The organism is Staphylococcus sp. HMSC056G08 (assembly GCF_001812305.1).
GTDB classification, from domain to species: domain Bacteria; phylum Bacillota; class Bacilli; order Staphylococcales; family Staphylococcaceae; genus Staphylococcus; species Staphylococcus simulans.
The window spans coordinates 24,127-47,960 of the sequence record NZ_KV808525.1; the positions used below are offsets into that span (position 1 = coordinate 24,127).

The 23,834-nt window shown below is 34.5% G+C and carries 19 protein-coding genes; 4 read left to right on the forward strand and 15 right to left on the reverse strand.

All coding sequences use genetic code 11. The features are described from left to right. Nucleotide 1: 1 nt before the first annotated feature. The 13 genes from xerC to HMPREF2846_RS10880 form a co-directional block, all read right to left on the reverse strand. On the reverse strand, nt 2–892 hold the full coding sequence (gene xerC / locus HMPREF2846_RS10820; RefSeq protein WP_070626625.1) for a tyrosine recombinase XerC: 891 nt from the start codon (nt 890–892) through the stop codon (nt 2–4). 121 nt (nt 893–1,013) lie between these two features. Beyond that, nucleotides 1,014–2,321 carry an FADH(2)-oxidizing methylenetetrahydrofolate--tRNA-(uracil(54)-C(5))-methyltransferase TrmFO gene (trmFO, locus tag HMPREF2846_RS10825; protein WP_002480689.1) on the reverse strand — a complete coding sequence of 436 codons (1,308 nt, stop codon included), beginning with the start codon at nt 2,319–2,321 and terminating at the stop codon, nt 1,014–1,016. 83 nt (nt 2,322–2,404) lie between these two features. Beyond that, nucleotides 2,405–4,471, reverse strand: coding sequence for a type I DNA topoisomerase (topA, locus tag HMPREF2846_RS10830; RefSeq protein WP_023015697.1), 2,067 nt, complete (start codon nt 4,469–4,471; stop codon nt 2,405–2,407). A 142-nt stretch (nt 4,472–4,613) separates the two neighbouring features. Continuing rightward, on the reverse strand, nt 4,614–5,504 hold the full coding sequence (gene dprA, locus HMPREF2846_RS10835) for a DNA-processing protein DprA (RefSeq protein WP_070626626.1): 891 nt from the start codon (nt 5,502–5,504) through the stop codon (nt 4,614–4,616). Nucleotides 5,505–5,724: 220 nt separating this feature from the next. Next, entirely contained in the window at nt 5,725–6,639 is a 915-nt protein-coding gene (gene sucD, locus HMPREF2846_RS10840) for a succinate--CoA ligase subunit alpha (protein ID WP_023015699.1), read from the reverse strand. Nucleotides 6,640–6,659: 20 nt separating this feature from the next. After that, entirely contained in the window at nt 6,660–7,826 is a 1,167-nt protein-coding gene (sucC, locus tag HMPREF2846_RS10845; protein ID WP_002480685.1) for an ADP-forming succinate--CoA ligase subunit beta, read from the reverse strand. 228 nt (nt 7,827–8,054) lie between these two features. Then, entirely contained in the window at nt 8,055–8,825 is a 771-nt protein-coding gene (locus HMPREF2846_RS10850) for a ribonuclease HII (protein WP_070626627.1), read from the reverse strand. Then, the gene (gene ylqF, locus HMPREF2846_RS10855) at nt 8,825–9,694 is read right to left on the reverse strand and encodes a ribosome biogenesis GTPase YlqF (protein ID WP_070626628.1); all 870 of its coding nucleotides are present in this window, start codon (nt 9,692–9,694) and stop codon (nt 8,825–8,827) included. The genes HMPREF2846_RS10850 and ylqF overlap by 1 nt, the downstream gene beginning before the upstream one ends. A 130-nt stretch (nt 9,695–9,824) precedes the next feature. Next, complete coding sequence (phnX, locus tag HMPREF2846_RS10860; RefSeq protein ID WP_218086523.1) at nt 9,825–10,610, reverse strand: phosphonoacetaldehyde hydrolase; 786 nt, start codon at nt 10,608–10,610, stop codon at nt 9,825–9,827. A 1-nt stretch (nt 10,611) separates the two neighbouring features. Next, nucleotides 10,612–11,712, reverse strand: a complete 1,101-nt coding sequence (gene phnW, locus HMPREF2846_RS10865) for a 2-aminoethylphosphonate--pyruvate transaminase (protein ID WP_070626629.1) — start codon at nt 11,710–11,712, stop codon at nt 10,612–10,614. A gap of 15 nt (nt 11,713–11,727) precedes the next feature. Further along, a complete protein-coding gene (locus HMPREF2846_RS10870; protein ID WP_070626630.1) occupies nt 11,728–12,738 on the reverse strand; it encodes an extracellular solute-binding protein in 1,011 nt (336 codons plus the stop codon). Beyond that, nucleotides 12,735–14,360, reverse strand: a complete 1,626-nt coding sequence (locus tag HMPREF2846_RS10875; RefSeq protein WP_070626631.1) for an ABC transporter permease subunit — start codon at nt 14,358–14,360, stop codon at nt 12,735–12,737. The genes HMPREF2846_RS10870 and HMPREF2846_RS10875 overlap by 4 nt, the downstream gene beginning before the upstream one ends. Further along, nucleotides 14,350–15,105: an ABC transporter ATP-binding protein gene (locus tag HMPREF2846_RS10880; protein WP_023015709.1), complete on the reverse strand. Its 756-nt coding sequence runs from the start codon at nt 15,103–15,105 to the stop codon at nt 14,350–14,352. Before HMPREF2846_RS10880 ends, HMPREF2846_RS10875 begins: the two co-directional genes overlap by 11 nt. 166 nt (nt 15,106–15,271) lie before the next feature. Between HMPREF2846_RS10880 and HMPREF2846_RS10885 the strand changes: the two genes are divergently transcribed. After that, entirely contained in the window at nt 15,272–16,024 is a 753-nt protein-coding gene (locus HMPREF2846_RS10885) for a DeoR/GlpR family DNA-binding transcription regulator (RefSeq protein ID WP_070626632.1), read from the forward strand. Between the two features lie 57 nt (nt 16,025–16,081). Here the strand turns inward: HMPREF2846_RS10885 and HMPREF2846_RS10890 are convergent, their stop codons facing one another. Then, entirely contained in the window at nt 16,082–16,567 is a 486-nt protein-coding gene (locus HMPREF2846_RS10890) for a GyrI-like domain-containing protein (protein WP_070626633.1), read from the reverse strand. 849 nt (nt 16,568–17,416) lie between these two features. Between HMPREF2846_RS10890 and HMPREF2846_RS10895 the strand changes: the two genes are divergently transcribed. Continuing rightward, nucleotides 17,417–18,172, forward strand: coding sequence for a M48 family metalloprotease (locus HMPREF2846_RS10895; RefSeq protein ID WP_070626634.1), 756 nt, complete (start codon nt 17,417–17,419; stop codon nt 18,170–18,172). A 96-nt stretch (nt 18,173–18,268) separates the two neighbouring features. On the opposite strand, the gene HMPREF2846_RS10900 is transcribed toward HMPREF2846_RS10895, so the two are convergent. Beyond that, nucleotides 18,269–19,123, reverse strand: a complete 855-nt coding sequence (locus HMPREF2846_RS10900) for an ABC transporter substrate-binding protein (protein WP_002480680.1) — start codon at nt 19,121–19,123, stop codon at nt 18,269–18,271. A gap of 238 nt (nt 19,124–19,361) precedes the next feature. On the opposite strand from HMPREF2846_RS10900, the gene HMPREF2846_RS10905 reads away from it, so the two are divergent. Both HMPREF2846_RS10905 and HMPREF2846_RS10910 read left to right on the forward strand, forming a co-directional pair. After that, complete coding sequence (locus HMPREF2846_RS10905) at nt 19,362–21,974, forward strand: YfhO family protein (protein ID WP_070626635.1); 2,613 nt, start codon at nt 19,362–19,364, stop codon at nt 21,972–21,974. A 191-nt stretch (nt 21,975–22,165) separates the two neighbouring features. Further along, nucleotides 22,166–23,797, forward strand: a complete 1,632-nt coding sequence (locus HMPREF2846_RS10910; protein ID WP_070626636.1) for a hypothetical protein — start codon at nt 22,166–22,168, stop codon at nt 23,795–23,797. The last annotated feature ends 37 nt before the right edge of the window (nt 23,798–23,834 follow it).

The window sequence follows — 23,834 nt, forward strand, 5'->3', positions numbered from 1 at the left end:
CCTATTTCTCCTTTTTAGCTCGAGGATGTGCATTTAAATAGACTTTGCGCAATTGTTGGTTGGAAACATGCGTATATCGCCCTGTCGTTGAAAGATTGACATGACCAAGCAAAGATTGCACTGTTCTTAAATCCGCACCTTCATTCAACATATGTGTCGCAAAAGTATGTCTCAATTTATGCGGGTGAATATCCGTCACGCCCGATGTGCGTTTCACAATATCATTCAACACATAACGAACGCCCCGTTCAGTAATCGGTCGCCCATTCATATTTACAAGCAAATAATCATGAGACGCTTTTTTGAGCGGAGGAAATTCTGAAAGATAACGTTCAATACTCTCTCTGCACATATTTCCAAAAGGAATAAAGCGTTCTTTATTACCTTTCCCAAGCACTTTCACACCTGGTGAATTTAAATCTAAATCCTCTAACTTAATGTTCACTAATTCTGAAACACGAATGCCCGTACCATATAATAATTCTAAAATGACACGATCACGCATGCCTTTATGTTCATCTTCTTCAACTGTTTCAAATAACGCACTCATTTCTTCTTCATAGAAAAAATGAGGCAAATATTGCTCTTTCTTTGGATGCACAAGTTGAACAAAAGGATTTATTACTGTGTCATCTTGCGTCATCCAGTATTCATAAAAAGACCGTAACGTTGAAATTTTACGAGAAACTGTTGTTCTTTTCAAGCCTTTTGAATATAAATAAGATAAATAATTTCTTGCATCCTTATATTCAAAAGATTTTAATTGTAAATGCTCCTGTTCTAAAAAAGAATTAAACTGCATCAAATCGTCGTGATATGATTTCAAAGTATGTTTAGAAAAAAAGCGTTCTACCTTTAACATGTATAAAAAAGAATCTTGGATTTTATTCAATAAAAACCCCTCCATCATTTGCATTGTAGCATATAGACAGAGGGAGCTGCAGTGATTTAAGTCTCGAAACCGCAAACGTTTTCTAAACACAAATCTATTTTATCAAAATATTCATAATTTATCACAATGTTTGCTTAAAGTTTTCTAAGTACGTTAAAGCACGATTCGCTTGTTGCTCATAACGTTCTTTTTTATCTTTAATTCTTTTCTCAAGTGACGGCACTAAACCGAAGTTTGCATTCATCGGTTGGAAGTTCTTATTGTTCTTCGCATGTGAAATATAATATGCCATACTGCCGATCATTGTTTCACGCGGGAAAATCACTTCTGCTTTGCCTTGTAGTTTATGCGCCACATTGATACCAGCCACTAAACCGCTGGCAGCACTTTCCACATAACCTTCTACACCAGTCATTTGACCTGCAAAGTAAACTTGATCATGTCCTTTAAGTTGATATGTTTCACTTAAGACATCCGGTGAGTTGATAAATGTATTACGGTGCATAACGCCATAACGTACAATATCAACATTTTCCAAACCAGGGATTAAACGAATAACTTCTTTTTGTGCACCCCATTTTAAATGTGTCTGGAATCCGACAATATTATAAAGTGTACCTGCTGCGTCATCTTGACGTAATTGAACCACCGCAAATGGGCGTTTGCCTGTTTTAGGGTCTTCTAATCCTACAGGTTTCATTGGTCCAAATAGTAATGTTTTACGTCCGCGCTCAGCCATTACTTCAAATGGCATACAGCCTTCGAAATATTTTTCTTTTTCAAATTCGTTCACTGGCGCAACTTCCGCTTCCAACACCGCATCATAAAAACGGTCGAACTCTTCTTCTGTCATCGGGCAGTTTAAGTAAGCCGCTTCACCTTTATCATAACGTGACTTCAAGTAGACTTTATCCATATCAATCGTATCTTTTTCGATAATCGGTGCTGCCGCATCATAGAAGTAAAGTTGATCTTCACCTGTAATATCCACAATTTCTTTCGCAAGCCCTTCTGTCGTTAATGGACCTGTCGCAATAATTGTATAACCTTCAGGGATTTTCTCAATTTCTTCATTGATAACTGTAATATTCGGATGTGATTTCAAAGTATCAGTAATATAACCTGCAAAGTCATGTCTATCTACTGCTAACGCACCGCCAGCTGGCACACGTGCATTATCAGCCGCTCTAATAATCAATGAATCTAAGCGACGCATTTCTTCTTTTAACACACCTACCGCATTTGTCAGTGAGTTGCCGCGTAATGAGTTCGAACAAACTAATTCCGCGAATTTATCTGTATGGTGGGCTGGTGTTTGTTTTACTGGACGCATTTCAATCAAATTAACTTTGATACCTCGTTGCGCAAGCTGGTATGCAGCTTCTGAACCAGCTAAACCTGCACCGACCACGTTAACTGTCTCTGTCATAAATAAATCCTCCTCATTCAGATGAAAAGAGGCGAGACGCAAGCAGCGTTGTGCTTTTTGTGTCCAACCTCTCAGCTCTTACTTTACTTTTGTACTTCTTCTTTATAATCACAGTTCGAACATACGACTTGACTAGAACGTCCTTTTTTACGAACAACTAAATGATGATCACATTTCGGACAATCTCTGCCGACTGGTTTATCCCATGAGATAAAGTCACATTCTGGATAGTTTGAACAGCCGTAGAAGATTCTGCCTTTCTTCGATTTACGTTCTACCACTTCGCCATCTTTACATTTCGGACATTTCACGCCGATTTCTTTAACGATGGCTTTCGTGTTTCTGCAATCTGGGAAGTTTGAACAAGCCATAAACTTGCCGTAACGTCCCATTTTAATCACCATTGGCGAACCGCATTTTTCACAATCTTCACCAGCAGGCTCATCTTTGATTTCAATTTTTTCCATTTCTTTTTCAGCACGTTCTACATCGTCTTTGAAGCCATTGTAGAAGTTGCCGACAACATTACGCCAGTTTTCATCGCCTTCAGCGATTTTATCCAGCAATGTTTCCATGTTTACTGTAAATTCAACATCGATGATTTCCGGGAAGTATTCTTTGACTTGCTCATAAACAATTTCACCTAATTCAGTAGGTACGAAACGTTTACTTTCTAACTTCACATAATTACGTTTTTGAATCGTATCAATTGTCGGCGCATACGTAGATGGTCTACCGATTTTCAATTCTTCTAACGTTTTAACTAAACGCGCCTCTGTATATCTTGGAGGTGGTTGTGTGAAGTGTTGAGAAGGTTCGATATCTGTTGCGATTACAGTTTCACCTTCATCAATAATCGGCAAGCGTTTGTTTTGTTCTTCTTCTTCATCTTTAGATTCAACGTATAATGTCATGAATCCTTTGAATTTGATTGCTTGACCATTCGCACGGAACTTAATATCACCTTGTTCAACATCCATCGCAACTGTGTCAATTACAGCAGGTGCCATTTGACTTGCGACAAAACGTTCCCAAATCAATTTATATAAACGGTGTTGGTCTTTTGTTAAGAATGATTTCATTTCGTCAGGTGTACGCAGAGTCTTTGTAGGACGAATAGCTTCGTGTGCATCTTGGTCCCCTTGCTTACCTGTTTGTTTACGATGAGATACATATTCTTTACCGTACTTTTCAGTGATAAAGTCTTTTGTTTCTGCTTTCGCATCTGCAGAAATACGTGTAGAGTCAGTACGCATATACGTAATCAAACCAACTGTACCTTGACGTTTAAGGTCAATACCTTCATAAAGTTGTTGTGCAACCATCATAGTCTTTCTTGTTTTGAAGCCTAATTTTCTTGAAGCTTCTTGTTGTAAAGTAGACGTTGTAAATGGATTTGCTGGATTACGTTTCTTCTCTTTACGTGTGACTTTAGTCACTTCAAACTCATTACCATTTAATTGGTCTGTAATGAATTTAACGTCTTCATTTTTTTGTAGTTTATACGGTTTGTTTTTATAATGAAGGAATTTCGCTGTAAACGTAGATTTTTTATAACGGAATTTCCCTTCTATTTTCCAGTATTCTTCTGGTTTGAAGTTACGGATTTCATTTTCACGATCAATGACTAAACGTAATGCGACAGATTGAACACGTCCTGCTGAAAGTCCTTTTTTAACTTTTTTCCATAATACCGGAGAAATGTTATAACCTACTAATCTGTCTACAATACGACGTGCTTGTTGTGCATCCACTAAATTAATTTCAATACTTCTCGGCGTTTTAAAACTTTCTTTAACTGCATCTTTTGTTATTTCGTTAAATACTACTCGGTTTTTCGCATGTTCATCTAATTTCAAAATGTTTGCTAAGTGCCATGCAATTGCTTCACCTTCACGGTCCGGGTCACTTGCTAGGAAGATTTTCTTTGCTTTTTTAGCATGTCTCTTCAACTCTTGAACGACTGGTCCCTTACCACGAATCGTAATATATTTGGGTTCAAAATCATCTTCAACATCAACGCCCATTTGGCTTCTTGGCAAATCTCTGACATGCCCCATTGAAGCGATAACTTTATATCGTTTCCCTAAATATTTTTCAATTGTTTTAGCTTTTGCAGGCGACTCAACTATGACTAAATTATCTGCCAAAGTAGATCCCCCTCTGCTTCAATAAAATGTTCCTTGTTACAAAGATAAATGATAAACGGTTTATTTTACATTTGTCAATATTTTAATTCACCTGAAAATGAACAGACATCATTTCATTTAAGTCTTTATTTCATTTTTTCAATCAATTTAATGTTTCATAATCTTCCATAATATCTTGCGCACTCAAAACGATTTTCGCGCCTTCTTGTGCGCGTTTTAAATTTCCAATGGTCAATTTTTGAAATAAGCTACCTGGCAACACATAAACATTTCTGTCTTGTTCTAAAGCTAAATCTACTGTGATTTGTGCGCCGCTTCTTTCTCTAGACTCAGTAATCAGTACGCCTTGCGATAAACCGCTAATGATACGATTACGTTCCGGAAATTTATATCTGGCAGGTCTATCTGTGGGGATATATTCTGAGAGGGTTAAACCTGTTTGTTCTATTCGTTTTCGTAATGCACGCGTTTCTTTAGGATAATGATGATAATGACCAAATGCTAAAACGCCAATCGTTGCCATATTATAGTGTAAAGCCGCTTCATGTGCAAATGCATCTCCGCCTTTAGCTAAACCTGAAACGATAACGAGCTCATGTAATGCTTCATTCTTAAAGAGGTATTCTAATGCATTTTGTGTATACTTTGTCGCTTCTCTAGAACCGACGACACTTAAATAGTGAGGTGCTTTTAAGCAAGTTCTATTGCCTTTACAAAATAATAATAATGGAGGTGCATAAATGTGTTTAAGCAAGTGAGGATAATCAGGATGAAAAATGGAAATTAAGTGGATGTTTTGAGCAACTAACGATTGATAAATGGCATTAGGCTCTATCTGACAATATGTTTGATAATGCAGAAGCATAGTTTTAGAGGCAGTATTTTGTGAAAATTGTCGAAGTTTTGTCATTCTTTCTGGTAAATTTAGTTCAAAATAGTATGGATACCTGAATAAAAGTGCATATATTTGCTTTGTGGAGTAACCTGCGTAGCGTAATTTGAGGAGTTCTAAATCTAATTCTTTGAGGTTCAATCGTTTACCTGCTTTCTTGTGGTTTTTTCGTTATTATACGACCTTTTATATAATGGAAACAATACTTTTCTATACAAAAGCTTATTCAGAGTTTCTACTATTATATATGAAAAATCAAGTTATGTTTCAATGACTATGTGAATACTCAACTTTAACATGAAAAAAGGCACAGACTTGTACCTAAGTACAAATCCATGCCTGATTTATAAAACGCAGTGAATTACGCGTCTTTTTTAACTGTTAATAACTCTTCATAGATACCTGCTTCTTTAGCTGCTTCAATTAATGTTGAACCAATTTCAGAAGGTGTATCTGCCGTTTTAACACCATTGTCATTCAATGTTTTGATTTTTTCTTTAGCAGTACCTTTACCGCCAGAAATAATCGCACCAGCGTGACCCATACGTTTTCCTGGAGGTGCTGTTTGACCACCAATGAATCCTACAACTGGTTTTGTCATATTTTTACTAATCCATTCAGCCGCTTCTTCCTCAGCAGTACCGCCGATTTCACCGATCATTACGACAGCTTTAGTGTCTTCGTCTTTATTGAATGCATCTAATACATCGATAAAGTTTGTACCGTTGACTGGGTCGCCACCGATACCTACCGCTGTAGTTTGACCAATGCCTTCTTCAGTTAATTGATGCACTGCTTCGTAAGTTAATGTACCTGAACGAGATACAACACCTACGTGGCCTTTTTTGTGGATGTAGCCAGGCATAATACCGATTTTACAATCATCTGGTGAAATAACACCTGGGCAGTTTGGTCCGATTAAACGAGTGTGTTTATCTTCTAAATAACGTTTAACTTTAACCATATCTAATACAGGAATGTGTTCTGTAATACAGATTGCTAAATCTAATTCAGCATCAGCACATTCTAAAATTGCGTCAGCTGCGAATGGTGCTGGTACGTAAATAACTGATACGTTTGCACCTGTTTCTTTTTTCGCTTCTTCTACAGTGTTGAATACTGGTACACCTTCAACAACTTGACCACCTTTACCAGGAGTTACCCCAGCAACGATTTGAGTACCATATTCAAGCATTTGTTTCGTATGGAAAAGGGCTGTAGACCCAGTGATACCTTGTACAATTACTTTTGTGTTCTTATCTACATATACGCTCATCTTAGTGTCTCATCCTTTCCTTAGACTTCTTTGACAAGTTTGACAATTTTTTGAGCGCCTTCAGCCATAGTTGCTGCTGGCTCAATTGCTAAACCTGAATCTTTTAAGATTTGTTTTCCGATTTCAACATTTGTACCTTCAAGACGAACTACTAAAGGTAATGTTAAGTCGACTTCTTTAACTGCTGCTACGATACCTTCTGCGATAACATCACAACGCATGATTCCGCCGAAGATATTAACAAAGATACCTTTAACATGATCATCACCTAAGATGATTTTGAATGCTTCAGTAACTTTTTCTTTCGTAGCGCCGCCGCCTACGTCTAAGAAGTTAGCCGGATTTCCGCCAAAATGATTGATTGTATCCATTGTAGCCATCGCTAAACCTGCACCGTTAACCATGCAGCCGATGTCGCCATCTAAAGCGATGTATGATAAATCATATTTAGAAGCTTCGATTTCTTTTGGATCTTCTTCTTCTAAATCACGTAATTCTAAAATGTCTTTGTGTCTGAATAATGCGTTATCGTCAAAGTTGATTTTCGCATCTAACGCTAAAACATCACCGTCACCAGTTGTAACTAATGGGTTGATTTCAACGATTGATGCATCTTTTTCGATAAATACATTGTATAAAGCGATTAAGAATTTAGCCGCTTTATTGATTGATTCTTTTGGAATATTAATGTTGAATGCAATACGACGTGCTTGGTATGGTGCTAAACCAACAACAGGATCGATTGTTTCTTTGAAGATTTTTTCTGGCGTTTTAGCCGCTACTTCTTCAATTTCAGTACCGCCTTCTTCAGATGCCATTAACGTTACACGATCTGTTGCACGGTCGATAACGAATCCGACATAATATTCTTTTTGAATATCGCAGCCCTCTTCAATGTATAAACGTTTAACTTCTTTACCTTGTGGACCTGTTTGGTGAGTTACAAGTGTTTTACCTAATAATTCATTAGCGTAAGCTTCCACTTCAGATAATGACTTAGCGATTTTAACACCGCCAGCTTTACCTCTACCCCCAGCGTGGATTTGTGCTTTTACAACATAAACATCAGTGTCTAATTCTTTAGCTTTGTCTACTGCTTCTTCAGCAGTGAATGCTACACGTCCTTCTGGAACTGGAACGCCCATTGAACGAAAGATTTGTTTTCCTTGATACTCGTGGATATTCATTCTCCATCCTCCTGTTTCTTAGGTTAAGTACACTGTTAATTATAGAAAATGTAAGCGCTATTGTAAACTGAAAGCGGCTATTTTTGTCAATTTTGTTAACTTTTAGACTTTATCTCGAATCCTCGCGAAGTGTGATATTGCAACTATTCTAGCTTTTTTCAAATTAATCTGAATATTACACAAGGTTGGAAACAAATATTACAATTTGCACCAACCTTATTTTTAAAACTATTTTGTTGTAAGAGATTTAATCGGTTCAAATGATTTACGATGTTCTGGAATCACACCTAATTTATCAATTCCTGCTAAATGTGCTTTTGTGCCATAACCAACATTATGTTCAAAATCATATCCCGGATACTGTTTTGCGAGTTCGCGCATATAAGCATCACGGTATTCTTTTGCCATGATACTGGCTGCTGCTATGGACACACTTTTTGCGTCACCTTTAATGATAGAAGTTTGTTCAATATCTAACGGTAATTCCATCGCATCAATCAATAAATGCGTCGGTTTGATAGATAAAGCTTCAATCGCACGTATCATCGCCACTTGCGTTGCTTGATAAATATTTAAATCATCGATTTCTTCTGGAGTCGCAATTCCGTATGCATATGTCGCTTCTGCTTCTAGCGCAGATTTCAGCTGGGCACGTTTAGCAGCCGAAACTTTCTTTGAATCATTTAAGCCATAATATGCATGCCCTTCATTTAATACCACAGCACATGCGACTACTGGACCAGCTAAAGGTCCTCTGCCGACTTCATCTATACCGCAAATAATCGCCTTATTGTCATGCGCTAAAATATCATTTTCATATAACATCATCTCTTGGTACTGCTCAACAAGTGCCGCTTCCTTTTCTAATTGTCTTTTACGACTTAATAAAGCTTGCTGTACACCTTTTCTTTCATCTTGATGCCATTCAAGTGTTTTGAATTCAGCTAAAGTTTTTACATCTTTTAACGCTTCTTTAATTGCTTTGATTGACTGTCCCATTATTTAATTTCATCTGCCATCTCTTTATAAATATCAAAACTTTGCGTACCAAGTTTCGCATTTCTAATATCATTGATAATTAATTCAATGACTGATTCATAATCCACTTCATTGCCGCGTTGTAGTAGACCACGTCGACGTCCAATCGCATCAAACCATTCAATATTTTCAGCTTCTGCATCTAAATCAACATTATAATGCTTTTGTAATGCTTCAAGCGCGTGTGCTTTATAGAACTCTAAACCAAAAATGGCTACGTCATCTAAGTGTACGATACTATCTTTAATCGCACCTGTTAAACTTAATTTCTTACCAACTGTTTGATCTTCGAACTTCGGCCATAAAATCCCTGGTGTATCTAATAATTGCAGTGATTTACCTACTTTAATCCATTGTTGTTGTTTCGTTACACCTGGTGTATTACCTGTTTTCGCAATAGCTTTATTCGCAAGTTTATTAATTAACGTAGATTTACCTACATTTGGAATACCTACAATCATGGCACGGATTGCACGTGGTTTTAAGCCTTTCGCTTTATCACGTTCGAACTTTTCTTTTGTCGCTTGTACAGCCGCTTGTTCTACTGATTTCAAGCCTTTACCATGCTTCGCATCTACTGATACTGGGAAATAACCTTTACTTCTGAAATAGTCTTCCCATTTGGCTGTTTCATTTAAATTCGCCATATCTTTTTTATTTAAAATAACCACACGTGGTTTATTTTGAATCACTTCATCAATCATCGGGTTTCTTGAACTGTAAGGAATACGTGCGTCTACTAATTCAAAGACCACATCCACTTTCTTTAACTGTTCGGACACTTCACGTTTAGCTTTCGCCATATGTCCTGGATACCATTGAATAACCATGTTTCATCACCTTTCATTCATCGCTTTACTCTATTTTACATTCTCTCTATTATACTATATTTTGGAAGTCTTGAAAAAATGAAAAAAGAAACCCAAACAACTGATTAAGTGCTTGAGTTTCTGTTTCATCTTATACATTTATTTCTTCGATTAATCCTGGTAATTCTTCAATACTGTATATTACATGATCTGCACCATTTGCTTCGAATTTTTCTTTTACTTTTTTACCAATTTCTGTGCGTTCATCAATCGATAAATGGCGCCAATCTTCTTCATTATAACCTGCAAGAGAACTGCCTTTAATCACACCAACAGTAATCACTCCTGCATTGACACCTTCTTGAATATCAGAAACTGTATCTCCTACTTTTAATACATGTTTCACATTCTGTAGTACAAGTTGTTCCATGTTTTTGAAAATCATATAAGGATATGGGCGACCATAACCTCCAACTAAATCAGCTGTCGCAATAAAATCAGGTTCATACCCTTGAAGAGCTGCGTGTTTCTTAACGACTTCCATCATTTCTGACGTGTAACCTGTGGTTGACCCCACTTTAATACCTTTTGCTTTTAACCAATTTGCTGTGTCTACTGCACCTTGAATAGGCGTAGTAAAGTTTTCGAGCGTCTCCATTAATTGCGTTTCAAATTTAGCGTATAAACTGTCAATATCTTCTTCTGTTGCTTTTCGTTGATATGTTTCTTCCCATAGCTTTTGTATTCTCGGCATTTCCAACATCGCTTGAATATGATCGCGTTTTAACATGCCCATTGGTTCTCTAGCTTCTTCGATTGTAACTTCAATACCTGCATCTTTAAAAATATCTACAAAAACATGTACCGGTGCAAAACACCCAAAATCTACCATTGTGCCTGCCCAGTCAAAAATAACACCTTCTATTTTGTTTATCATGTTATTCAGCCTCCTCTAAAAGATACTTACGGATATTTCCGATTAAATTGTATAAATCTTCTATTTCTAAGTCACCAATGTTCCCAATTCTGAAAGACGGTGTATCCATCAACTTCCCTGGATAGAGTATAAATCCAACCTCTTTCATCTTTTGATAAAAATCATTAAAGTCAAACGTTTCATACGGGTATAAAAAAGTTGTGATGATAGGTGATTGATTTGCATCCTCGATATATGGTTCGAATCCAATATCAGATAAATGCTTTCTTAGATATTCATTAAGTTCACGATACCTGTTATATCTTGCCTCGACCCCACCTTCTTTATCAAGTTCTATTAATGCTTGATGAAATGCTGCGACAACGTGTGTAGGTGAAGTATAGCGCCATTTTCCTTTATCTTGTTCCATTGTCTGCCATTGATCATATAAGTCTAAGGCTAAACTCTGTGCATTCCCTTTTGTATTATTAAGTGTAGCCTGTTTTGCAATGACAAAACCAAACCCAGGCACACCTTGAATACACTTATTCGCACTGCTGATTAAATAATCTATATTTAATTCTTCTACATGTATCGGTATGCCGCCAAAACTACTCATCGCATCTACAATCGTAATCAAATTATATTTTTCCGCAATTTCTGTAAAAGTTAAGAGTGGATTCAATATCCCTGTTGTCGTTTCACAATGGACCATTGCAATATGTGTGATTGATGGATTGTCCTGCACCACCGCTTCGACTTGTTGAAAATCTGGTATGTTTTCAAAATCTACTTTTACAGCTGTAACACGTTTATTGATACGTTGCGCCATTTCAATCATGCGTTTACCGTAAGCCCCATTACTAATAATTAGCACATGTTCTTTCTCACTTAATGCTGTTTGTAGAACACTTTCAACAACAAAACTACCACTGCCTTGTTGTAGCACTGTTGTATAGGTTTCAGGATTTGCTTCTGCAATCTCCAATAAGTTTTGACGTATAGTTTGTGTTAAATTTTTATATGCATCGTCCCAAGTACATCGATCTTCCAACATCTGTTCTTTTACCGTTTGTGTTGTAGTCAATGGACCAGGCGTTAATAATTTATATTGCTTTGTCACCCTTACCCACTCCTTTTATTTATTTTTTTCAATATCTGCTTCTTTTTTCGCTTCTTTAAAAATAGTTTGATGTTTATCTAATAAATCTACAGTTAGTGATTTTGGCCACGATTCAGGTCTACTTGGTTTCATCTCAGAATCAACAGACTCCCCTTTATATAACGGGACTGGATATTCTTTCAATAAATCTTGTCGCCCATATTTTTGAATAACTTCAACCATTTTTTCTGCTTTTTGCTGACGTTTACCACCTTTTTTAACTACTGCAGCTGCTTCTGTTAATGCAAAATTACCCTCTGTCGGGTCTATATGTTTAATAGGCTGTCCTTCTTGTTCAGCATCAATAGCTTGGTTTCTTAAACCAGCACCTATTGAGGCTTCTCCTGATTGTACTTTTTTCAAAGGTCCTGAACCTGAACTTTCAAGATGTGGGCCTGCATTAATAATCAGTTGTTTCAATATTTTTTGTCCTTCTTGTTCACCATATTCATTTAAGACACCTTGTATGAGCAACCATCCTGTTGAGGAGTCCATGATGTTAGGAAATGATATTTCATTTTTATATTGGGGTTTTGTCAGATCTTTAATTGAATGAGGTACAGGCAAATTTTTCTCTTTTAATGCTTCTGTATTCACAAATAGCGATCCCATATTTCCGAGTATAGGTGCCATATAATTAGGATATGGCTTAATCTCATTCTTCGACATACGATTTGATAAAGGTACAAACATATCATGTTCTTGTTGTGCACTTTCTAAGTAATAGCTTGCTTGAGTTACAATATCTGCATCAAGATGCTTCCCTTCAGCCATGATTTTCCCACCCAATTCAGAAGTGGATTGTGGTTGAATCAAATACTCGCCGCGATATCCGTGAGTATCAAGTGCTTTTTTCATTGCGGCGATGGCTTCTTCATCTGCATTCGTTTGAATTATAATTTTGTTTGAACTTGCGCCAAATCCAACATAAGAAAAATAAAGCAATACAGCACAAAATATGGCAGTCATGATTATCTTAAATTTCATCGCAAGTTCCTCCTTTGATCAAATTGCAGCCAAAAATGACTGAAAATACGTACCACCACATTTGTTAATAAAATCAATATCGATAAAATGAAGATATCTGTAAATCTGTTGAAATGCTGAAGTTGATTAATTTGTGTAGATACAATTTGTGTTGAAGTTGAAACTAAGAAAATAACACCGCTGATTGTCACCATTGCATTAATAAAGTAATAATTCAGCATCTCTATAATGGTTGATTTCATATTAGGTAAAATGATTTTGAATATCGTGTCAAACCAACTATCTCTTAATAATGAACTAGTAACATCCCAAGTCTTATCCAGTTTGTCCATTGCACCTTTTGCCATTAAATATGGCGTGGTGAAATAATGAACAACAATACTGATGATTACAATCAAGAACGTATTTTTGATAGTAGTCCCTTGAAAGAACAATAAATATGCAAGACCTAAAATCATGCCCGGCACTGTATTCGTCAACATTGCAATGACATTAATCATACGTCGTCCTTTTAACTTAGTACGAACACTAATCATGGCACTGAAGAATGCAATAATTGTTCCAAAAACCGCAGTAGTTACAGCTACAAATATAGATTGTAGATAAACACGCACTAAAATTTCATCGTTCAATAAATTTAGGATATGCTTTAATGTGAACTTGTTATTGTACGGATAATTCTCAGTGAACGGCACAATAAACATGACTAAAAAAATTAAGAGAATCATACTACTAATCACAAAGACAAGCACACCAATAGAAATGTCACGAAGCGGTTTTTTATTTAATTCAAATTGTTGTGCAGATCGATGTTCTACATTCCATCTTTCTAGTACTGATAAAAATACAAAACCTAAGATAGCTGGTATTAACATTAAGAATGCAAGTACTGCACCTTGTGCAAACTTCGGTATAGAACCTAATATGGTTTGATACAGTAAAATTGAGATAACTGTATCATCTGCACCGATGGAAGCAGGAATACCGAAATCAGTAAAACTTAAAATAAAGGACAGTATAAACGCATTACCTATCGGAATCATTAAAGGTCTGAAAGTTGTATGGTAGAAAGCTCGTGGTCCTTTATCATGTAATAATTCCGACACATAGAAGAAGCGGTGATCTACATAATTAAACGCATTATTAATAATGATAAATGCCGCTGGCAACGTATAAATCACGTAACCAATTAACATGCCCTTCTCGCCATAAACCGTAAACAAAGGTTGTCCAACTAATCTCGCAATCAATCCTTCATTACCAAACAAATACATTAATAAGAAACCATAAGTAATTGTAGGTACCAACATAGGTAAGATGACCATACTGTGCGTGTAGCGTTTTATCCATTTAGCTATAGCTGTTAATTGAAGTGCATACGCTATTAAAAACGCTAAGATTGCTGTCGTGAAAGCTGAAATCAAAGATAATTTCAAACTTCGCATTAATGCTGTTGTAACTTCAGGATTTGACAATACCTCTTTAAAATAAATGCTGCTGATTTGACCATCAGCAATAATTGAACGACCCAGTAAAAATAGGATTGGAATAATCAAAAAGATTACAAAAAAAGTAAATAATAGAATTTGAATGATACGTTGACTCCATAACTTATGCACCATGTTGTTCACCAAACAATTGATAAATATGTTGACGTTTAATTTCTAATTGATTTAAGATAAACTGCTTAACAAAAGTTGATTTCGGTTGATGAATAATTTCTTCAGGTGTTCCAAACTGAGCAATGCTGCCATTTTGAATCACTACGATTTTATCTGCCATTGTTAATGCTTCTTCTGGGTCATGTGTCACCATAATAGTTGTAAGTGACATTGATTTAGCAACTCTTACAATCATATTCTTGATTCTTTCTTTAATCATTCCATCTAAAGCACTCAGCGGTTCATCCATTAATAAAACTTTAGGTTGCATCACTATGGTACGTGCTATTGAAACACGTTGCTTTTGACCGCCAGACAACTCATGAACTTTCTTATCAAGATGTGGTCTAAGTTCTAATAATTCAATTAGATCTGTGATTTCTTTAGTGTTAGGATCTTTTTTCATATTCTTAAGACCATAAAAAACATTGTCTCGCGCATTCAAATGGGGAAATAGACAATAATCTTGAAACACAATATTGAAACCTCTTTTTTTCATTGGCAAATGATGAATTGGCGACTCATTATAATGAATTGAACCTTTTGTTACTTCTGTTAAACCTAAAATCATGTTTAATAGCGTTGTTTTTCCACAACCACTTGGTCCAAGTAAAGCTACAATCTCACCGTCTTCTATATCTAAATTAATATCTTTTAAAACTTCATCTTTTCCGTATGTTTTTGATACGTTTTTTAAACTAAGCATTTTTGCACCTCCGCTTTTATCTACTCAAAGTATAAGAGATGCATATTAAGTCAGTGTTAAAAATGTGTAAGTATCGATTAACTTATGACTAATTCTTTACCAACTCTGTTTACTCCTATTGAATTTAAGGTATGATAAAACTAACAATTTTCAAGGAGTGAGCCTAATGTTGCCAACTGAGAGAAGAAGTAAAATCATTGAAAAACTAGAAGAACAAGAGTTTTTAGAACTAAAAACATTACATAAGGAACTCAATATTTCTATGGAAACTTTGCGAAGAGATATTCAACAATTGGTCAAACTAGAATTAGTACAGAAAGAATACGGAGGCATCAGACTTAATAAAGAATCGAATGGAGAGTCTGCGATTGAGCGTCGTTTAGATCGTAATTTAACTAAGAAAAAGTTAATCGCTGAAAAAGCTTTAAAGTTGATTGGTGACGGGGATTGTATCTATTTAGATAGTGGTTCGACTACTCTACAAATCGCAAAAGGCTTAGAAACTAAACGCCATTTAACAATTGTTACTAACTCGATTCCAGTTTTAATCCAATGTATGCAGTATAATCACGCATTGATTTCAATAGGTGGGAAAGTTAGAAGTTCAGAACAATCATTGACTCAGTTTGATTTTCTTTTCAATTTTGAACATCTAAATATTAATAAAGGATTCTTTTGTTGTAGTGGATTATCTGTACCCTATGGTGTGACAGATTATAGTATCGAGGAAGTTGAGACTAGAAGACGCTTAATGAATATTTCACAACAAAAATACTTAACCGCAGACAGCAGTAAAATTAACCGTGTAGTTACTGCTAAAATTGGGGAGTTAGAGGACTTTAACCAATTAATTACAGATGATGAGATTACCAATGAACAACAAGAACAGTTTGAACAATCCGGAATCAAAGTGATATAAATATAAAAACACAGACATGTATAGATGATTAACGTGTCTGTGTTTTTGTATATTTTATTATTTATTTTCTTCTTTCTTTACCACCGGCACATACACTTGTGCTTCATAATCTGATGAAGTCACATCTCCATGTGGATAGAATTCAAAAGCTGGTCCTTCAGCCATGTGATAACCTTCACTCGCAAGGTAATCAGGGTTAAATACTTTTTCACATACTTGTTGAATAGATTCTGGTACAGGTCCTTTAGCATTTACAACCATATAATCGCCTTGAGGTAAAGCATAAGGATGCAAGCCTGATCCAAATTGATTATCAGAAGTTACCGCAATTAAGTAATTCATCCCTGCTTCTGTAGGTACAATCACTCCTAAGTATCCTTCTAATTGGTGGTTGCTTAATTCAGATAAAGTTTGTTCTTCACCTGATTCATGAAATTTTTGCCATGCTTTCGGTAAATTTTGTTGCGCGTCTTGCATCGTCGCATATTTACTCAAATAACCAATAACCTTTAATTCATTTAAATGCTTTACTTCGTATTCCATATACGCCACTCCCGTCATTTCAATTAAACTTCATTAGTGTTTAATACCCTATTTTCTTTATAATACGACATAAAAAAATACAAGCACCGAAAAAGGTAGTATTCAAATTACTACCATAACCTTAATAAAACCACAAATTTGTATACAAATATAACTTGACTAATAAGTAATAATTTTATACTTTAACAATGTACCTTTATATTTTAATAATCATTTATACAATCCGTTTAACGTAATATACCTTTTCATCATCATATCAATCAGTGTAATACCATTATGGAAACTTAAAAAGTTTCACTTGCCTTCTTATTTCATTATAACGATCGACAAGTCTGCAAGTATAAGACACCTCACTACTTATTACTTATTCATTTTATTAGGAGGAGATTTAATGTTTCTTGAGAAATTAAGATGCAGTAACTGTAACAAAGAGATAAATAAAAATGAAGTAATTACTATAAAAATAAACGAAAGCAAATTAAAAGGGTATACAATGCTTAGCAATTGGGCGAAAAGTCAAAAAGTTTTCTGTGAAAAATGTTCAAACAACAAATAGTTATTGAATACTTTGATTAAGAGATAAATACGAAAGAATACATAGTTTTTCACCTATTTTGATTAAATATGGAGGTCTTAGCTTTTTAATTCATGCTACTCCAGAAATGCTCGGTTTATTTATTGGAGCTTATATCGGTTTATCAAATTGGGGTGATATTAAAAATAATTATAATCAATACCTATCATTGTTTATTTTAGGAATTATACTGATTATATTCGCAGGCGCATTAGAAACCTATATAACCCCTATTTTTTACAATTAAAATCCATTAAGATAAGGAGTTGATATATATGAGAATAATTTCATTGCTATTATTAATACTAGCTATATTATTAAAATTCGACGTTTTAGGCACTCCGTTTTTAAGTTACAATTTAAAAAAATATATGTTTGCTTTTTCTTTCGGATTATTTTTTTATGCTTTTTTGAAACCGCATGTCGATTTGATATTTGTAAACAAAAAGAGACTTACTAGTAAGTTTGTAATGGAGTATGTTCCTGAATTAATAAATAAAAAAATTAGTTTTTATTCTGTCAGTATGCCCTTCAAGCCTAACCTATTCGCTATTAGAAAAAAGGAATCCATTATTATTATTGATGACTCATTAATTCAAAAGTTAAATGAAAATGAACTCAGATTTTTTCTCTTTCATGAATATAGTCATATAAAAGATAATGACTCATTAAAAATGCATTTGATTTCATTAAGTGCTTTCACCTTAACCCCTTTTGTGTTTTTTCTATTAATGCTTATAATCAAATTACCTAGTAATATTATTTTGTTACTCATTGTAGTTCTTCTGTTTATTCTGATTTACTTTGTAATTATAGCATTAAACTTTAAGTACAAAAGAAATTGCGAATTGAAATGTGACACTTATGCATCCGAATATGTAAATATAAAGCATATAAAAAGTGCATTCAAAAAATTTATTGAGTTAGGTAAATTTGACTATAAAAAGAGAAGTATTTTATCAAGCCATCCTAGTTTAGATGAGCGACTAAATAACTTAAGAATAAATATTAATAATGACAATCACTCATAACATAAAATGCATTACATAAACTACAATATAATCATAAAAAATACAAGCACCGAAAAAGGTAGAAGTTTTCGGTGCTTGCATTGATCTAGTTTAGACTTATTCTTCGAATTTCGCTAAGTCTTCTGCAATGTGTTCAGACGCTACTAAACCGCGTGATTTAGCCCATAATTCACGGTTTACGAAATGAATACGTCCGTTTTTCTTCGCATTGATTGAATTATAAACTTCTGATTGACGTAATTCTTCTAATGCATCTGCATTTTCATCATCAACCATTAAAATTAAACGTTCTGGATTTAATGTTTTTAATTGTTCATCCGTTAATTTTAGATATGGTCCATCTTTATATTCTGGATACGTTTTTGAATCCGCTTGAGTGATTGCCATTTTGAAACCAAGACGTTTTAAGAATTGACCAACATAACTGTTCGCATCATGTCCTACAATATGATTATCTGTCACTACTGCAGCCAATGTGCCTAAACTTTTATCTAAAGTAATACCCTCTTCGATTTGTTTGATCTTTTGTTCATGCACAGCGACACGTGTTTTCGCTTTTTGTTCTTTTGATACAGCTTTACCGATTAACTCGAATGACTCTAAGTTTTGTTTATAATCGCCATCAAAGCTTTCAAGTAAAATTGTCGGTGCAATTTTTTCTAAATCTCTATAGATTTTGTGATGACGTTCACCGTCAGCAATAATTAATTGTGGTTCCGCTTCTCTTAAAGCATCTAAATCAGGATTGTTTCTATCTCCTAAAGAAACATATTCACCAATCTGTGTTCTGACTGCTTCAAATAAATTCTCTTTATTCCCATCATCAGCAATCGCAGCTGGTTTAATATCTAAAGCTAATAAATCATCTACGAATGAAAATTCTAATGCGGCAACTCTGTCCACATTCTCCGCAACTTGAGTGATGCCTGATTCATTTCTTACTTCAACCATATGATTAAGACCTCCAAATTGATTTGTTATTGATAGTACTCCCATATAATTGTTACCGGTAGTTATATTCCCTATATGTTAGACATTATTCATATTAAGTTAATATGATACTTTACAAAATTTTAATATTAGTTGATTTATTTCCCTTTATAATCGCGTTACTGCTAAAATTAAAAAGGGTATATGTAGTATATTACCTAATTCTACATATGCATTTTAATTTCAGGAGAGACAAAAAATGAAATTCACCCTAAAACATAACCTAGTGCGTTTTTTAAAAATTGCTGGTATCGGCACATTAATAATGCTGATTATTTTCTATCCTGCAATCCGCGCTTATACGAAACATCAAATTGTATTCAGTGGTGCAGGCGATGGTTTCAGACAAATGATGCCATTTCAAAAATACTTATATGAACATGTCACACACTTTTCAAGTTTCTACGATATTTCTTTCGGTTTAGGCGGAGATTATATCGCAGACTTAGCTTATTATTATTCAACCTCTCCACTTACCTACTTAAACTTTTTATTTGTGTGGTTAGGCGAACATCTCTTACATATGAATCCAAGCAGTATTGAATTTTGGCCAGGAAACCAATTATTCTTTGCGATTGTCAAAGCTATTTTGACATTTATTGCTGCTTACTATATGATGCGCTATTTTAAATTAAAACGTTATACCGCACTGATCGCTACAATTTTATACACCGCTTCTAATGTCATGATGTATTTCAACTTCACTTGGTCATTTTATGGTGATGTATTGATTTACTTACCGTTGACAATATTAGGTGTAGAAAAGTTATTTAGAGAACGTAAAGCTGCTTTATTGATTATCGGTTTAGGCTTAACACTGATGTCGAACTTTTATTTCAGTTACTATGAAGCTATTATTATCGGTGCTTATTTAATTTATAGAACTATCGCAGTTTATAAAGAGGATATCTTAAACCGCATACAGAAGATTTATATTACAGTGGTAACTATACTACTAAGTTTGATGGTCGCTAGTTTTGGATTTTACACAGGTGTCAGCTCATTCTTGCATAATGATCGTAAACAAAATCCATTATTAGAGTATCCATTCTTTGTAGATTTATTGAACACAGATAAACAAACATTTATATCAGGTTTTCATATTTTATTGTCGATTTTAGTTTTGATTGCCCTACTGCAATTTAAACTATACAAACATTATTTCTATCGTTTATTTGCGATTATGACATGGATTTTCTTATTAGGTTCATTTACCAACCCTTTTGATAGTTTCTTTAACGGCTTTTCTATCCCGCAACGCAGATGGGTCTATATGCTGGCAATGAGTGCCGCAATATTGGTTGCTTTGATGATTCAATATTTAGCGGAAATGTCTATCGTTTCTTTAATTGCCGCAACAATTCCAGCTGTTTTAGTCTTAATCATTTCATCACGTTATGCGGAAGGCGAATGGCATTGGTGGTTCAGCACAGCTGTCATCATTGCAGTATTGGCATTGATATTAATTGTTTATAAAGGTCAGACGAAGTATTGGATGAAACTTATGTTAGTCGCATTGATTTTAGTCCAACAATTCTGGCAGTTAAAAGAATATAAAGAAAATATTTTGTCTGAGTATGAAACAGAAGTAAAACAAGTCACAAATTATGATTACTTCAGTCACCCGCTAAATAAAAAAATCAAAGCCATTCAAAAAGAAAATCAAGATGATTTAATGCGTATTGATTATATGAGTGTTTATGGTTTAAACTCACCATTCATTTACAACTACAACGGCATCTCGCTTTATTCAAGCATCTTTGATGGTGAAATTCTTAATTATTATGATAATGTGATGCAGATTAATATGCCGATTGATAAAAACAGTACTTATCGTTTATTTAATAACCGAGCTAACTTAATGGCTTTATGGGATGTCACAGACCGCTTCAAAATGGAATCAGATAAAAACATACCATACGGTTTCGAACTAAAAGATAAAATCAAACATGATGATAGAATCTTTGTTCATTCAAAAAATCAAATTGATTATCCAAGTGCACATATTACCAACAAAACATTTAGTATGGACCAATTAAAATCACCGTTAGATCGTGAACAAGCCATGTTAGAAGGCGTTGTTTGGGATGATAAAAAAGGTAATTCAACATTCAAAACGAACCCTAACTTACTACCAAAAGCAAAGACAACATTACGCGATGCAAAACAAATAGATCAAAAACATATTCAAGTTCAAAAAAACAATGGTGGTTTAACTATGCAGCTGCCTGAATCCGTTGCGAATAAGTATCAAGATATGTATGTAGAAATGGATATTGAACGTATCGCACCAACTTCAGAACACTACGTAAAAATCAATGAATATAAACAAAAACGTAATCGCTTAGACTACAAATACCGACGATTTGTCAGCCCTGTGACTATGCGTATTAAAGCTTCACCAGAACTGAAGTTACAACTACCAAAAGGTAAATACCGTCTACAGCTTAAAGGTATTTATGGTGAAGATTACAGTACTTTAAATCGTACTAAAGATACTTTAACACCTGTCAAAGTTACTAAGAATAACCGTAACTTACACATTCAAAAACCAAAATCAGCACAAGGTTATATTGTCTTACCTGCTGCCTATAGAAATGGAATGTATGCGTTAATCGATGGTAAGAAACATGATGTTAAACAAGGTAATGGCATTATGACAGTAATTCCAACTAAGAAAGGTCAAACAGATATTTATTTAAAATATGAACCGCCATTATTAAAACCATTAATCGTCATCACAGGAATTGGTTTAGTGTTGAGCGTGGTCTGGTGCCGTTATCTACTCAGACGAAACAAAACGAAACAATAAAACAAACAGTGTGTATCCTTCTATATTTTGGATACGCACTGTTTTTTTAATCCCCAACACTATTTTTACCAATGACTTACGCTTTTTTTACTGTCTGTGATTATGCATATACAGCCTATTATCTTCTTACTTATACTATTTTTATATCTCTACTCCATTAACATTCGCCTAGAAAGGTTTGATCACACAACATGAAAGAACGTAACTACCAAAGCACCAATCAAGAATATCTGAGTCACATACTTCCAAAATTTAACACTTCACTTTCTACTAAAGCACTTCAAAGCAACTCTATTTCCTATCAGACATTAATGAATCATTTTGATCACCTTCTAAATGCTTCTGAAAAAGCATTACTTGAGTCTGTTTTAAATTCCACACTTACGATAATCACACTTTCTAGAACAGACTATTATCAACTCACTCTTTTGAAAGCGACACACTATATCATCGCTATTGCTAAAGACCGCTACTACCTCTCACCTGAATTTTTAAATGATTATAACCACTGTTGTTTAAATGAAAAATATTCCTCCTTACCGTTGCTTGAAGATTGGGTTCATACAAAAATCGAAACTTTAGCTTCAATAGAAGAAAAGCGTAGATCATATGAAACCATGGATTTTGAAACATGTTTAGCTGATCGTTATAGCACAAAAAATTTAGACTTTATATGTGTGATGGCTAATATTAAAAATTATGATAAACTGACTGATACTGAAAAGTGTACCTTAATCACCAAAAAAGTGATAAGAGATTATGGCTTATTTGAAAAACTAATTCAAATCGTGCCACCTTTACGTATACTTTTTGCGTATATGGTTTATGAGGATAGAAACAGTTTTGTAGGTGCAGAACTCCCTGGTGAAAATATTGCGGTCTTTATTTTGTTTAGCGACATTGAACTCAGTATGATTTATTTACCTTGTGACTTATTTGAACATTTAAAGTGTTATTTTAGTTTACGTGGTCTGCAGCCTGAAGAAATACTTAAACAGTCGATTGAAGATTTTACAGATCAATCCTTAGATGAAGACCTTCAACAAGCGTTATTAAAAGATTTGTGCCATAATCGATTATCAGTCGGGGAAGCCAAAAAGGTTCTACCAGCTTTGATGCATAATAAAATCCAGGCAAATATTCTTACTGATTTAAACACTGAAACTAAAATCAAATTCTTTGAAGCACTTGTAAACTTATATGGATTTATCCCTATTAAAATTGTGGTCAAACTTTATAATTCGTACTTTGAAGCACATGAAACCAGCGCATCTATAAAAGATAAGATAAGCACAGATTATAAAAGTCACATGGTTGCTATCAGCGATAATTATCTTACACATACGACGTTAAAAGAAGCTTATCAAACCCTAAATGCATTATATGAAACTGTCCCTTACTATTTACCTTCAACACTTATGGCATTGTTTAAAGCCGCTACTTCAGAGGAGTGGATAGAAAATAAGAAATTCGAAGACAGTCTGCTATTTCTAAGAAGTAGTATCAACCTTCAAGGAGAATCCTTTGATATTCCTATATATATGGTTGAAATCGCTATTTTCGAAGATGTCATTCTTCCTAATATCAAAATGGTGCCAAAAGAAGATGACTTGAAGGATGCTGTACAAATGTGGAAAGCACAAGGATTGTATAACAATGTAAAAACGAAACATGTTTTAAAACATGTCAAAATTGTTTATTCTAAAGTGAGACTATGGGCATACAGAGGACATAACCAACGAGAATACAATGAAATCATTCATCAATATCACACACATCAAAAGCCAAGTGCAGATGATTGGAATAGTGACAATTCTATCTAAACTATATAAATAAAAGAATCGCCTTCTCTATTAAAAT